The sequence below is a fragment of the Sphingomonas sp. genome (assembly GCF_051962185.1).
In the GTDB taxonomy this organism is placed as follows: Bacteria; Pseudomonadota; Alphaproteobacteria; order Sphingomonadales; family Sphingomonadaceae; genus Sphingomonas.
Window position 1 is genome coordinate 20,397 of sequence record NZ_JBQCCN010000320.1, and the last position, 13,366, is coordinate 33,762.

A 13,366-nucleotide genomic window follows, 5' to 3' on the forward strand; every position below is an offset into this window, starting at 1 on the left:
ATCTCGAATGGCTCCGACCGTCACCCCGGCCTTGTGCCGGGGTCCACCGGGCCGCGAACACCGGACATGAGCTCTAGCCCCCCGCTCTGCTGAACTGTGGATGCCGGGACAAGCCTGGCATGACGAATTAGGATGTTCGGTTTACTTCGCGGCGGCGTCCTTCCCCGTCCACTTGCCCATCCAGCCGAGTACCTCGCGATACCATTGCCGGCTTTCCTTGGGATTGAGCACCCAATGGCTGCCGCCCGGGAAGACGATCAGTCGCGACGGAATGTCGCGCCGTTGCAGCGACGTGAAGGCGGCGATGCCCTGGGTGTACGGGATGCGGTAATCGCCCTCGCTGGTGATCACGAGTTGCGGGGTCTTCCACTTGGCGACGTGATTGACCGGGTTCCATTTTTCGAACGCGGCCGGGTCCTCGTAATAAGGATGCCCGCCATGCTCCCATTCGTCGAACCAGAGTTCCTCGGTCTCATAGGCCATGGCGCGGGCGTCGAACACGCCGTCATGCTGAACGATGCACTTGAAGCGATCGGGCCAATTGCCCTCGATCCAGTTCATCATATAGCCGCCGTAGGAAGCGCCGAGCGCGCAGGCGTTGTCGGCGTCGAGCCAGGCGAACTTGCTGGTCGCGGCGTCGAGCCCCTTCTTGAGGTCCTCGAGCGGCCAACCGCCCCAATTGTTGCGGATCGCGTCGGTGAAGGCCTGGCCGTAGCCGGTCGAGCCGTGGAAATCGACCGCGACCAGGCCATAGCCCGCGCCGGCGAACAATGCCGGGTTCCAGCGATACGACCAGCTGTTGTTGCTCGATCCCTGCGGGCCGCCATGGACCATGAAGGCGATCGGTACCTTGGCGCCCTCGGCCAGCCCGGCAGGCTTGACCGCATAGCCCCAGACCTTGTCGTTATTCGCTCCGGTGAAGCTGAATCGCGTGACCGTCGGCATGTCGATACCGGCGAGCTTGTCGGCATTGACGCTGGTCAGCCGCGCGCTCTTCTTGCCCGACAGCCAGTAGAAATCGTCGGGCGCGGTCAGCGAGTTCGTCGAATAGACCAGGCCCTTGGTGGTCGGCACGACCGCGGAAACGTCGCCCTCCTGCGTCAACCGGGTCGGCTTGCCGGATTTGAGATCGATCGCGAAGATCGGGACTTCCTGCGTGTCCTCGGCGGTGACGTAGATGGTCTTGCTATCCTCGCTCCACGCGATCGAGCCGACCGAGCGATCCCAGTTTTCGGTCAGCGCGCGGACCCGGCCGCTGGCGAGATCGCGCAGCATCAACACCTGGCGGTCGGCTTCGTAACCCGGGCGTTTCATTGCGAACCAGGCGAGATATTTGCCGTCGGGCGACGCGGTCGGGAGATTGTCCATCGCGTCGTTGGCGTCGGTCAGGTTGACCGGCGCCGCCGATCCGTCGGCGGGCGCCGCGAAGATGTCGAGATTGACCGACAGCGGTTCGATCCGCCCCGCCTCACGCAGCGCGAAATACACGGTCTTGCCGTCAGCCGACCACGACACTTCCTCGCCGCCGCCGAACGGCTTGGACGGCGTGTCGCCGACCAGGCCGCCCTCGATCGCCTTGCCATAGCCGCTCGCCTTGCCGTTCGCCATCGGCAGCACGAACAATTGCGAGCGCGTGCCGTCGGACCAGCTCGCCCAGTGACGGATGAACATCTTGTCGAAGACACGCCCGTTGCCGGTATCGTCGCTTTTCTTGATCATCGCTGGCTCGCTGGTCGGCGCGCCGGGCAGGCGATCGGCCCAGATCAGCAACTTGTCCTCGGTCGGCGCGACCTTGAAGCCGCCGAGGCCGCCCTTCAGATCGGTGACCTGGGTCGCGGCACCGCCCGTGATCGCGATCGACCAGACATTGTCCTCGCCACCCTTGTCCGACTGAAACCACACGGTCTTGCCGTCGCGCGAGAATTGCGGGCTGGTCTCGTTGACCGCCCATTCGCCGAGCAGTTTCTCGGGCTTGGCGCCCTTCGCGGTCAGATCGAGCCGCCAAAGGTCGTAGCGCCCCCGGTCGCCGGCCAGGTCGGTCTCACGCTGCTGCCAGACGAGCCAATGCCCATCAGGCGATACTGCCGGCGACGAGACGCGGCTGAGCATCGTCACGTCCTCGATGGTGAGTTGGCGCGCAGTGGCAGGCAAGGCGAACGAAGCGAGCGCGACGCTCGCGAGGAGAAGCTTCTTCATGACCGGAGGTAGAGCAGAAGGTGGTTACGCGAGCAACCACCGGTCGCGTCGAAAACTCGCTTCGTCGCGCCCGAGGGAGGTGCCGCCCAGCTCGTCATCCCCGCTTTCGCCGGGACGACGGAAAGCCGGCGCGCTCAGCGCTGGCCGGTGATCCGGGCGATTTCCTTGGCGACCATCGTCTCGACGAGGTCGGGCAGATTGGCGTCGAGCCAGTCGCGCAGCATCGGCTTGAGCATCTCGCGGACCATGCCCTCGAGCGTGTCGCTGCCCGCGACTTCCGGCTTGACGACCAGCCGCGACAGGCTGGCCAGTCGCGCGCGGCTCGCCTCGGCGGCCTCGTCGGACAGGATCTTTTCGGCGGGCGCGGTCGGCGTCTGCGCCGCGGCGACGGGCGCCGGTGCGGAATCCGGCACGGTTTCGCTCAGTTCGAGCACGTCGTCCTCATCCTCGGCCTCGATCGGCGCGGGCTGAGGCGGCGCAGCGCGGCGGCGCGCACGCGCCGGCCCGCCGGTTTCGACATCCTCGGCGATGATCCGTTTGATCGAGGACAGAATGTCCTCCATCGACGGTTCGGCGCTTACATCCCCCATATGCAGCCTGCTTTCCCTGACGACGCAAGAACCCGCGCAAATCGCGGGCTATTTTGCCTCGATTGCGGGACGATCCGGTGTCGTGTCAACTGGGGCATTCAACTGAGGGTCCAATGGGCGCTTTTGCGACGAGTCCTGCGGCGGCGTATCGCGCGTGCTGGTGCCGATCGGTTTGTAAGACGGATCGGTGTCCCAATCGTTCCACTTGCCCTTGACGCGGTTGTAATTGGTCAGCGGATCGTAGAGCGCACCGCCGTCGAGCCCGAGATCGCGCGCTTCCGCCTGGCCCATCGCCGCCAGCAGCGCGAAACCGGCGACATAGGCGTCGCGCTGCGCGGTCACCAGCGTCACCTGGCTGTTGAGCAATTCCTGCTCGGCGTTGAGGATGTCGAGGATCGTACGGTTGCCGACGCTGTTCTCGGCCCGCACGCCTTCGAGGCTGAGCTTGTTGGCTTCGACCGCGCGCTGCGAGGAGGCGATGACCTCGAGCGACGACTTCCAGATCGCATAGGCCGACCGCGTCTGCGCTATCACGCCGCGTTCGGTGTCGGTCGCCTGTTCGAGCGCCTGCGCCCGCCGCGCCTGCGCCTGGCGAACTTGCGCCGAGGGACCGCCGCCCTGATAGATAGGCACCGTGAATTGCAGTCCGACGGTGCCCGCCGATCCGGTCTGGCCCGGCTTGGGATTGGTCCCCGTGCCGAACGATCCGAGATAATTGAAGTAATTGCCCCCGACCACGCCGCTCAGCGTCGGCAGACGCTGGCCTTTGGCGGCGTTGATGTCGAAACGGGTCGCGTCGCTGTTGCGTTGCGCAGCAAGCAGCACGGGGTTGTTCTTGAGCGCGACGTCCACCGCAGCGTCGGGCGACGCGGGCAGATTGGGCAGCGCGGGCGGGTCCTCGAGCTTGCCCGGGGGCGAGCCGACCACCCGGATATAGCTTTCCTTGCTCGAGATGAGCTGTGCCTCGGCCTGTTCGAGCTGGCCGCGCGCGACCGACAGGCGCGCGTCCGACTGGGCGACGTCGGTTCGGGTCAGGTCGCCGACCTGAAAACGATCCTTGGCGGCCTGGAGGTTGACCTCCAGCACCTTCACGTTCTCCTTGTTGAGGCCGACGATCGCCTCGTCGCGGATGACGTCCATATAGGCGCCGACGACGCCGACGAACGTATCCGATTCGGTGCCGCGCAATTGCATGCGGCTCGCCTCGACCCGCGTTTCGGCGCCCTTGATGTTGTTGCGCACACGGCCACCGCTATAGACCGGGACCGACAGCTGGGCATTGCCCTGCAATTCGCGGTCGGGCGACAGCAAGGTGTTCTGGCTGCTGTTCAGCGCATTCTCGGTGTAGCTGCCGTTGACCGCGACATTGGGACGCCCCTGCGCCTTGGCGATCGGCACGTTCTCGTCCGCGGCGCGCACATTGGCGCGCTCGGCGGCAAGACCCGGATTGGTGTTATACGCCTTGACGAGCGCCTCGCGCAGCGTGTCGGCAACGGCCGGCGCGGTCGCCATGGCGACCAGGGCTGCACCAGCGAGCAGAACGGAAACGCGCATCAAATCCCCATCTTTCAAAAGGCAAAGCCCCGCGGCACCGCGAAGCCGGGCAACGGAACGCAGTCGATATCGGCAAAGGCGCGCAGCCCGAACCCGCTCTTGATCGTGCGGCCCGACGCGAGGCGCGGCACGCCGCGCTCGATCAGCCCGGTCACCACGCGGCCGCCGGCGACGACCTGGCTGACCAGCGATTCGGGCAACGCCTCGACCGCGCCGTCGACCACGAGCACGTCATAGGGCGCCCTGTCGGAGTGCCCCTTGTCGAGCGGGCCTTCGACCAGGTCGACATTGCCATAGCCGGCCAGCGCCGCGCGGGCATGCGCGGCGAGATCGGCATCGCTTTCGACCGCGACCACCGATCCGACCAGCTCCGCCAGCACGGCGGCGGTATAGCCGCCGGCGGCGCCGATCAGCAGCACCTTGTCGGTCGGCTCGAGATAGGCCTCGGTCAACAGCTTGCCGGTCGCGATCGGCAGATTGAGATAGCGGCCGTTGCCGATCGCCACCGCAGTATCGCGATAGGCCAGCCGGCGCGCGCTTTCGGGCACGAACGCTTCGCGCGCGACCTTGGCCATCGCGGTCACGACCCGCGGGTCGTTGACCGCATTGGTCCTCAGCTGGCTCTGCACCATCGCGTGACGCATCGCCTCGAAGCTGGTCGTATTGGCCGCCAATCCGTTCATAACCCGCCCAATCGCATAACTGTTTTACTTATGCAACACACTTCGTGCCGCTCGGCTGCTATATGGTGCGGCGCGCCGCACGCCAACCCGCAATAGCGATCAAATTACATGCATCATATAAAGCGGCTGTTGACTTGAGGCCGTGCGATGCGCAAAGCCCCGCGCCTTGCCACCCAGCGGGGCCCGTTGGCGGAGTGGTGACGCAGCGGACTGCAAATCCGTATACGCCGGTTCGATTCCGGCACGGGCCTCCATCTTCCTGCGGCGATGTACGACAAGTCGGGTACGCCGCGCCGATGGACGCGCGGCTCATTGGAGCCGCAGGCAAATCTCAGAGAATGACCCCGTCCTCGCCGCCCGCGAGAATGCGGCCCATCGCCTCGAACAGCGCGTCCATCGCCACCGGTTTGAACAGCACTTCGTTGGCACCGGCCGCGAGGCAGCGTTCGCGCAGGTCTAGCGCGGTGTCGGCAGTGACGACGATGATCGGCAGTCTGGCCTTGGCATCGCTCCGCGCGCGAATCTCGCGAATGGCGGTGATACCGTCCATCCCCGGCATGCGCAGGTCGACCAGCGCCATGTCGAAATCCCGTTCGGCGATCAGCTTCAGGCCGATTTCGGCGCTTTCCGCCTCGGTCATCGCCGCACCCGCGACATCGAGCATGTCCGCCACGACCCGGCGATTCATCGGGTCGTCTTCGATGAAGAGCACGTTCATCGCTACCAGCCGGTCCCGGCCGTTGGGCAAAGGGTATCAGATAGCATGGTCGGTTCCCCTATCTGCCTATGCAGCCCGAGTATCAACATCTTCATTTTGCGCCACCGAAACGATCGTCTGGACCAAAGCGGCTCCGGCGATCGGCTTGGCGATCAACTGGTCGACCCCGGCCGTGGTCAGGCGTTCGCGATCGCCGGCGTCCGGGTTGGTCCAGAGCAGCGACAACGGCGCACCGGCCAGCCGGGCGATCCCCGCTTCGGCGTCGCCGTCCATCGCGATCGTGATTTCGTCGGTGACGATCCGCTGGACCCCGCCGCCCGCGACGATCGCCGCCGCATCGTCGAGCGACCCGGCAACCTTGAGCGACGGAAACCGCGGCGCGAACAGCGTCTTCAGCATCGCGCGGCTGATCGGGTTCTTGTCGATGATCAGCAGCGCCTTGTCCTCGTCCCCGGCCGGCGCCGCATTGTCCTGCTCGGCACGGACCAGCGGGAAATCCAACGTGAAGGTGGACCCCTGCCCTTCCACGCTCGCCACCGTCACATCGCCCTGCATCGCCCGGGCGATGTTGCGACAGATCGCCAGGCCGAGCCCGGTCCCGCCGAACTGGCGCGTCGTCCCCGCGTCCGCCTGGCGGAACGATTCGAAGATGAGGTCGAGCTTCTCCGGCGGGATGCCGATCCCGGTATCGCGGATTTCGATCGTCACGTGTTCGCCGTCGGCCCCCTGAATCACCCCCGAGCGGACGTGAATATGTCCATTTTGGGTGAATTTCAGTGCGTTGGAAAGTAGGTTGAACACGATCTGTCGCAAACGCGCGGGATCGCTTTCGATGCAGGGAGGCGCCTGCGTCACGTCGAGGTCGAATCCGATCCCCTTCGCGGCGGCCTGTTCCTGCCACAGTCGCGACACGTCCTTGAGCATCGCGGGCAAGTCGACCGGCGCCCGCTCGATCGACAGATTACCGGTTTCCATCTTGGCGACGTCGAGGATGTCGTCGACCAGCGCGCGCATCGATACGCCCGCGCCATGCACCACGTTGATGCGATCGCGCATCGCCGGGTCGAGCCGGCGGTCAGCCAGCATCACCTGGGTCATGCCGAGGATGCCGTTGAGCGGCGTGCGAATCTCGTGACTGGTCGTCGCCAGGAACTCGGTCTTGGCGGCGAGCGCCTTGCCCAAAGCGGTGTTGCTCGCTTCGAGATCGATATTGGCGGCGCGGACCTCGTTGCGGCTGCGCCGGATGGTGACGAGGCCGAAGCCGAGCATGCCGACGATCACGATCGCGGTGACGGCCGATCCGACGAAGATCCAGAACTGGGTCCGCGCGCGCGCCTTTTCATATTCCAGCCGCCGATTGGCTTCGTCGCGCTGGAGCTTGGCGATCTTGAGGTCCTGATTGGCGGAATCGAACCGAGCTGCCATCAACGCCGTCGAGTGCGACGCGACCAATTTGGCATTGTCGTCATCGAGCTTCTTAAGCGCGACGAGGTGCATCAGCGCGTGCTGCGAATCCCCCAGCCGCTCGTAGATGTCGACCGCGGTCTTGTGCGCCCGCCACCACACCATGGTCGGTTTGGAGATGTCGACGCCGGCAAAGGCCCGTTCGATCATCGTCCGCGCCTGATCGACCTTGCCGCGTTGCAACGCCGCCTGGGCCGCCACCGCCCAGAATTGCGCGGTCGAGCCGTCGCTGTCGCCCTTGCGCAGCAACTGGAATCCTTCGGCGATGGAGCGGTCGGCGGCGTCGAGATCGCCGGCGAGCAATTCGTTGCGCGCGGCGTTGCGCAGGATCTGCGCCTCGAGCATCGGGCTGTCCATCGTCCGCGCGATCTTGAGCGCCGCGCGGAAGTCGCGCTCCGCGTCGCCGTAGCGCTCCAGCTCCATCAGCGCGTCGGCTCGATTGTTGTAGGTCGACAGGAGCAATTGAGGATCGCCCTGGTAGACGTCGAGCGCCTGGCCGTAATATTTGAGCGCACCCTGGAAATCGTTCGCCTCCTGATAGAGCGCGGCGATGCTCAACAAGGCGATCGACTGGCTGCGCGTGTCGTCGACAGCGCGGTAGATTTCGAACGCCGCCTGGTAATCGCTCAACGCCACCGCGACGCTCGCGGTAGCGGCATGGTAGCCGGCCCGCGAGCGTAGCACGTCGCCCTTCAATTTGGTCGGCCCGCTGTTCTTGAGCGCGGCATAGGCCGCTTCGAGCAACGGTCCCGCCGCGGCGATCTCGTTGAGGCGGAGATGCGCCTCACCCTCCAGCCATTGCGCGGTGGCGATGTCGGTCGCCCGCTGCGGCCCACCCAGTCGCTCGGCGATCGCGCGTGCCAGTCTTGCCTTGCCGACGGTCTTGGCCGGATCGGTGAGCATCGTCGTCCGTGCATCCCCGATGACGCTGTCGAATTGCGCGACGGGATCGCCCCGGGCGGACGCAGCGATGGGCACCGCCAGCAGGGCGGCGACGATCAACAGCAGCGCGGCGATCCGGCGAGTCATGACGCTACAGCAATGAGCCTGGCGGCGTTAAAACGGCTTTAAGCGTGTCACGCGAGCCGGCGAAAGGCCGCGGCGCGGAAGCTGGCCCTCGCCGAATCCACCAGCGCGGCATCCTTGTGGTCGCGCAGGAACTGTCGGAACGCCTCGATCTCGACCGGCCGGCTGATCAGATAGCCCTGGATCATGTCGCAGCCCATGACGCTGAGCAGCGCCAGCGCGGCGGGCGTCTCGACGCCCTCGGCGGTCACTTCCATCTCGAGCGCGTGGGCAAGGTCGATGGTCGAGCGGACGATCAGCGGGTCGCGATTGCTGCTCGTCAATTGCAGCACGAACATCTTGTCGATCTTGAGCTCGCGCGCCGGCAATTGCTTCAGATACGCCAGGCTCGACAGGCCGGCGCCGTAATCGTCGATGGCGATGGCGATGCCGTGATCGGCGAAGATGTTGAGGTTGGCGATCGCGCTGACCGGGTCGCGGATGACCGACGTTTCGGTGATCTCGAAACCGAGCTGGACGCCGGCGTTGCTGACCATCTCGCAGGCGCGCTTCACGAACGCGGTATTGCTCAGCAATTGGCCGGAGATGTTGACGAAGACGGTGATACCCTGGCCGTCGTCGCGAAGATAATGCTGATCGGCGATGACCTGCTCGATCGTCCACAAGGTGAGCCGATCGATATCGCGCGAGGTTTCGGCGAGCGGGATGAAATCGCTCGGCAGGATCAGGCCGCGGGTCGGATGACGCCACCGCACCAGCGCCTCGGCGCTGGCGATCTCCTGACGGCGGACATGGACCTTGGGCTGATATTGCAGGAACAGTTCGCCGCGATCGATCGCGCCCTTGAGTTCGCGTTTCAGCGCCAGTTTGTCGACCATCGGATCGAGCCGCGACAGGTCGCGCAGCACCATCGCGCCATCGTTGCGCGACTGGACCAGTGCCTCCTCCGCCTCCTCGGCGAGACGGACATCGTCGAGCGTTCCCGGAGGGCCGGCGGCGATCCCCACCGCCATGTCGATATGGTGGCGCTCGCCGTCGAGATCGAACGGCTCGGCCAGCGCTTCGGTCAGGCGATCGGCAAAGTGCGTGAGCTCGGCGGTGTCGGCGACGCACGTTTCGACTTCGACCGTCCAGCGCCCGATCACGGTCGCCACCACGCCGGGCAGCGCGCCCGCGATGCGATCGGCGATATCGAAGGCGATGTCATTGGAGCGCGCGACGCCGAGGTGCCGGCGCAGGAACGCCTGGTTGGTCATCTGGGCAAGCGCCTGCACCGCCCATGGCTTGCTCTCGGAAACATTGGCGAAAGCGGTCGCGGCGCCACGCATGCGGCCGCGTGAGACCGGCAATTGGCCGAATTGGCCTGCCGGCTCCCGGGCCGGGCTGATCGGGGTGCGGACGCGCGCCATCGCCGACCTGTTACTTCAAGGGCCTGAAGGAACTCTTAAGCCGATCGCCCGCGACCTAAGGGGAAACACGTAAACAACGGGAATCTCGATTGCTTTTGGGTTAAAAATCCATTAACAAATTCCTTGTGCCCGGGGTGGGCGCATTAGGAGTAAAACAATGCTCGCGTTTCTCATTGCGCTGGTCCACGGCGAACTCATTCGTCCCTGGTAAGCGATTTTAGACGGCCCGCTTGCCGCCGGTTTTGCCGTTGATTTCAACGGGATGCCTGCGGAAGCGGGTCGCTCTGTATCTGGGCGACATGGTTGCGTATTTCCGGGCGCGATCCGCCGGGAACGCTTGAAAAATTTACTATTTGTTAAGATTTCCGAATCGGGCGTTAACCATGCGCGCCGATCGCAACCTTGCGCAAAGCGATCGTTATTTTTGCGCAATGAGCTGCGACCAAATCTGGCTCGCGGAACGCTGAGCGCGCAATTCGATCGGCCGACTAGCCGATGATGCCAGCAGCGGAGCACGGCCAGAAATGCCATGCGCCCGGCACGGGCCGGACGCCATTGTCGCGTCCTGACCTAGCGCAGCTTTCTCACGACCGAGGTTCGCAGCTTAGATCGATCTTAACCCGCGGCACCGGTCTGCTCGGACCAGCCGCCGCCGATCGCCTTGAACAGTGCCACCGACAATTGGCGCAATTGCGCGTCGCTCGCCGCGAGATTTTCCCGGGCGCGGAGCACGTCGACCTGCGTGTTGATCACGCTATCTTGTGCAACCAGCCCGGCTTGGTAGCGCGCCTGGTCGGCAGCGGCCGTGCGATCGGCGTCGGCCAGCGCCTGACCGAGCAAGGCGTTACGCCGCCGCTCGGCGTCGATCTTGCTCAGGGGGTCTTCGACATCTCGCAACGCCTGGAGCACGGTGGTGCGATAGTCCTGATAGGCCTGTTCGCGCTGTTCCTTGCGGATGCCGACGGTCGCCTTGCGGCGTCCCCAGTCGAACAACGGAAAGGTCGCCTGTCCGGTGCCGGTCAGTTGCAGGCTGTCGCCGGAAAACAGGCTGCCCAGTGCGGTCGAGATCAATTGCGCCATCCCGGTCAGGCTGAACTTGGGATAGAGGTCGGCGACCGCGACCCCGATATCGGCGGTCGAGGCGGCAAGGTTGCGCTCCGCGGCGCGAATGTCGGGCCGGCGGCGCAACAAGTCGCTGGGCAAGCCCGCCGGGATCGCCGGTGCCGCCGCCAGCGCCGGCATCGGCCCCGACAATTCGCCTAACAATGCCTCCGGCGGCTGCCCGACCAGGATGCCGAGCGCGTGCTTGCGGACGTCGAGATCGGCCTTGAGCGGCTCGAGCCGCGCACGCGTCGCGGTGATGTTGCCGTTCTGGCGGGTGACGTCGATCGACGGCGCCAGCCCGACCTTGGCGATGTTGGAGGAGATCTGCAGCGCCCGCGCCTGCCGCTCGATCTCGCTGTCGAGCACCGCGATCTGCTCCTGATCGAGCCGCAGTGCGAAATAGGCGTCGGCTACCTCGGCGGCGAGCGTCACCGCTGCGTCGCGCCGGTTCCATTCGGCCGCTTCGGTCCGCGCCAGCGCCGCCTCGACGCCGCGGCGGCCGCCGCCGAAAATGTCGAGTTCCCAGCTCGCGTCGAAACCGACGGCGAACGTCTTGATACTGTCCCCCGGCAGGGCGACGCCCGATGGCGGCCCGCTGTTGCCGCCGCCGGAAAAGGCCCGCGCGAGCGTGGCGAAGCCGGCGTTCTTGCTGAACTTGACGTCGGTCGCGTTGGCGTCGGCGTTGACCACCGGCTTGTATTGGGCCCGCGCCTGAATCTCGCCGAGCCGGGCCTGTCGCACCCGGCTGGCGGCGGCCGCCATGTCGGGGTTGTCCCTGAGCGCACGGTCGATCAGTTCGGTCAGCTTGGCGTCGCCGAAAGCTTCCCACCAGCGCGCGGGATCGATCGCCTGGCCCGGCGGCGGCGCGTCCTGGGGCCCGGCGAAGGTCGCCGGCACCGCGAGATCGGGCTTGGTGTAGTTCGGGCCCACGGTGCAGGCGGCGAGCGCCAGCATCGACACGAGCAGAATCGGTTTCCTAAGCATCATCAATGTCCCATTCCGCCGCTGGCGCCCTTACCCGAATTCATGAAGATGACGACCGGCAGGAGCACGAGGATCAGCATCATCAGCGAGCGAAAGACGTCGAGAAAGCCGAGCATCGCCGCCTGACGCTGGACCTGCTGGAACAGCACCGCCTGCGGCAGCATGGTCGGGTCGCCGACCCCGGCGAACGCGCCTTTCGCTTTGGCCAGCCAATCGGTGTAATTGGGGTCGAGCGGGTTGAGCTTCTGCACCAGCTCGGATTGATGCCGCTGCATCGCGCCGGCCAGCATCGACTGCGCCGCCGAGATGCCCATCGACCCGCCCAGGTTGCGCGCGACGTTGAGCAGGCTGGAGGCCTGGGCGGTCTTTTCGCGCGGCAGTCCCTGATAGGCGACCGCGTTGATCGGCACGAACAGGAACGGCAGTGCCATCGCTTGGTAGAGGCGTCCCAGCGCCGCATCGGTGAAGGTGATGTCCGCGCTGAAATGCGACATGTTCCACAAGGCCGCCGCCTGCACGAACAGCGCGCCGCCGAGCAGGATGCGGGCATCGACCTTGCCGACCAGCCGCCCGGCGAACGGCACCGCGACCAGGGTCGCCAGCCCGCCCATCGTCAAGGCGAGCCCGGCGTCGAACGAGCTGTAGCCCATCACTTGCTGCAGCATCTGCGGGATCAGCTGGGTGGTGCCGAACAGGATCAGGCCGGTGATCCCCATGATCCCCGTCGTGATCGCGAAGCTGCGATTCTTGAACAGCTTGAGATCGATCACCGGGTCCTTGTGATGCCATTCCCAGAAGATCAGCGTGATCAGCGATATGGCGGAAATCGCGGCGGTGGCGATGATGAAGCCGCTGGCGAACCAATCCTCGCGTTCGCCGCGATCGAGCGTCAGTTCGAAGAACCCGAGGCCGAGCGCCACCAGGATCACCCCGATATAATCGATCCGCAGCCCGCCCTTGATCCGCTTGGCGCGGTCGTCCTTCACCGCATCGGGTTCGTCGACGAACAAGTCGGCCAGGATCCAGGCGCCGATCCCGATCGGCACGTTGATCAGGAACACCCAATGCCAGCTCGCGGTCTCGGTGATCCAGCCGCCGAGCGTGGGACCGAGCACCGGCCCGACCACCACGACGATCGCGAACGCGGCCATCGCCATGCCGCGCTGACGTGGCGGGAAGGTATCGACCAGCATCGATTGCTCGACCGGCGCCAGCCCCCCGCCGCCTATCCCCTGGAACACGCGTGCGATGACCAGGGTCGAGAGATTGGGCGCGATCCCGCAGACGAACGAGGAGATCGTGAACAGGCCGATCGAGATCAGGAAATAGCGCTTGCGCCCGATCGCGTCGGACAGCCAGCCCGAGATCGGGATGACGATCGCATTGGCGACCAGATAACTGGTCAGCACCCAGGTCGCCTGGTCGACGGTGATCGACAGGCCACCGGCGATGTGATCGAGGCTGACGTTGGCGATCGAGGTGTCGAGCACCTCCATGAAGGTGGGCAGCGAGATGATCGCGACGATCAGCCAGGGATTGAACCGCCCGGCCGCCGACCTGCTGTTGTCCCAGCCTTGCTGATCGCCTGCCGGCTTGGTGGCTCGCCGGCCGCCGGCCTCCGCCGCGGCGCTCGCCATC

General features: G+C 65.7%; 9 protein-coding genes and 1 tRNA gene. 1 reads left to right on the forward strand and 9 read right to left on the reverse strand.

Going from position 1 to position 13,366, the window contains the following annotated elements; all coding sequences use genetic code 11:
• Positions 1 to 141: 141 nt before the first annotated feature.
• The 4 genes from ACTHJR_RS19440 to ACTHJR_RS19455 form a co-directional block, all read right to left on the reverse strand.
• The gene (locus ACTHJR_RS19440) at positions 142 to 2,196 is read right to left on the reverse strand and encodes a prolyl oligopeptidase family serine peptidase (RefSeq protein ID WP_440525074.1); all 2,055 of its coding nucleotides are present in this window, start codon (positions 2,194 to 2,196) and stop codon (positions 142 to 144) included.
• 134 nt (positions 2,197 to 2,330) lie between these two features.
• Positions 2,331 to 2,786, reverse strand: a complete 456-nt coding sequence (locus ACTHJR_RS19445; protein WP_440525075.1) for a DUF2497 domain-containing protein — start codon at positions 2,784 to 2,786, stop codon at positions 2,331 to 2,333.
• A 48-nt stretch (positions 2,787 to 2,834) separates the two neighbouring features.
• Positions 2,835 to 4,340 (reverse strand): TolC family outer membrane protein, encoded by a 1,506-nt coding sequence (locus ACTHJR_RS19450; protein WP_440525076.1) that lies wholly within the window; start codon positions 4,338 to 4,340, stop codon positions 2,835 to 2,837.
• Positions 4,341 to 4,354: 14 nt separating this feature from the next.
• On the reverse strand, positions 4,355 to 5,023 hold the full coding sequence (locus tag ACTHJR_RS19455; protein WP_440525077.1) for a protein-L-isoaspartate O-methyltransferase family protein: 669 nt from the start codon (positions 5,021 to 5,023) through the stop codon (positions 4,355 to 4,357).
• A 180-nt stretch (positions 5,024 to 5,203) separates the two neighbouring features.
• On the opposite strand from ACTHJR_RS19455, the gene ACTHJR_RS19460 reads away from it, so the two are divergent.
• Positions 5,204 to 5,277: transfer RNA gene (locus tag ACTHJR_RS19460), tRNA-Cys, on the forward strand.
• A gap of 77 nt (positions 5,278 to 5,354) precedes the next feature.
• Here ACTHJR_RS19460 and ACTHJR_RS19465 read toward each other — a convergent pair.
• The 5 genes from ACTHJR_RS19465 to ACTHJR_RS19485 form a co-directional block, all read right to left on the reverse strand.
• Entirely contained in the window at positions 5,355 to 5,741 is a 387-nt protein-coding gene (locus ACTHJR_RS19465) for a response regulator (protein WP_440525078.1), read from the reverse strand.
• A 66-nt stretch (positions 5,742 to 5,807) separates the two neighbouring features.
• Positions 5,808 to 8,234 carry an ATP-binding protein gene (locus tag ACTHJR_RS19470; protein ID WP_440525079.1) on the reverse strand — a complete coding sequence of 809 codons (2,427 nt, stop codon included), beginning with the start codon at positions 8,232 to 8,234 and terminating at the stop codon, positions 5,808 to 5,810.
• Positions 8,235 to 8,281: 47 nt separating this feature from the next.
• Positions 8,282 to 9,559, reverse strand: coding sequence for a putative bifunctional diguanylate cyclase/phosphodiesterase (locus ACTHJR_RS19475; RefSeq protein WP_440525080.1), 1,278 nt, complete (start codon positions 9,557 to 9,559; stop codon positions 8,282 to 8,284).
• Positions 9,560 to 10,255: 696 nt separating this feature from the next.
• The gene (locus tag ACTHJR_RS19480; protein WP_440525081.1) at positions 10,256 to 11,731 is read right to left on the reverse strand and encodes an efflux transporter outer membrane subunit; all 1,476 of its coding nucleotides are present in this window, start codon (positions 11,729 to 11,731) and stop codon (positions 10,256 to 10,258) included.
• A complete protein-coding gene (locus ACTHJR_RS19485; protein WP_440525082.1) occupies positions 11,731 to 13,365 on the reverse strand; it encodes a DHA2 family efflux MFS transporter permease subunit in 1,635 nt (544 codons plus the stop codon). The genes ACTHJR_RS19480 and ACTHJR_RS19485 overlap by 1 nt, the downstream gene beginning before the upstream one ends.
• Position 13,366 lies beyond the last annotated feature (1 nt).

Excerpts from the sequence above, each read along its gene's own strand:
- ACTHJR_RS19475 (WP_440525080.1), bottom strand. The coding sequence starts at position 9,559 with ATGCGTGGCGCCGCGACCGCTTTCGCCAATGTTTCCGAGAGCAAGCCA.
- ACTHJR_RS19470 (WP_440525079.1), bottom strand. The coding sequence starts at position 8,234 with ATGACTCGCCGGATCGCCGCGCTGCTGTTGATCGTCGCCGCCCTGCTG.
- ACTHJR_RS19485 (WP_440525082.1), bottom strand. The coding sequence starts at position 13,365 with ATGGCGAGCGCCGCGGCGGAGGCCGGCGGCCGGCGAGCCACCAAGCCG.
- ACTHJR_RS19465 (WP_440525078.1), bottom strand. The coding sequence starts at position 5,741 with ATGAACGTGCTCTTCATCGAAGACGACCCGATGAATCGCCGGGTCGTG.
- ACTHJR_RS19445 (WP_440525075.1), bottom strand. The coding sequence starts at position 2,786 with ATGGGGGATGTAAGCGCCGAACCGTCGATGGAGGACATTCTGTCCTCG.
- ACTHJR_RS19455 (WP_440525077.1), bottom strand. The coding sequence starts at position 5,023 with ATGAACGGATTGGCGGCCAATACGACCAGCTTCGAGGCGATGCGTCAC.
- ACTHJR_RS19480 (WP_440525081.1), bottom strand. The coding sequence starts at position 11,731 with ATGATGCTTAGGAAACCGATTCTGCTCGTGTCGATGCTGGCGCTCGCC.
- ACTHJR_RS19440 (WP_440525074.1), bottom strand. The coding sequence starts at position 2,196 with ATGAAGAAGCTTCTCCTCGCGAGCGTCGCGCTCGCTTCGTTCGCCTTG.
- ACTHJR_RS19450 (WP_440525076.1), bottom strand. The coding sequence starts at position 4,340 with ATGCGCGTTTCCGTTCTGCTCGCTGGTGCAGCCCTGGTCGCCATGGCG.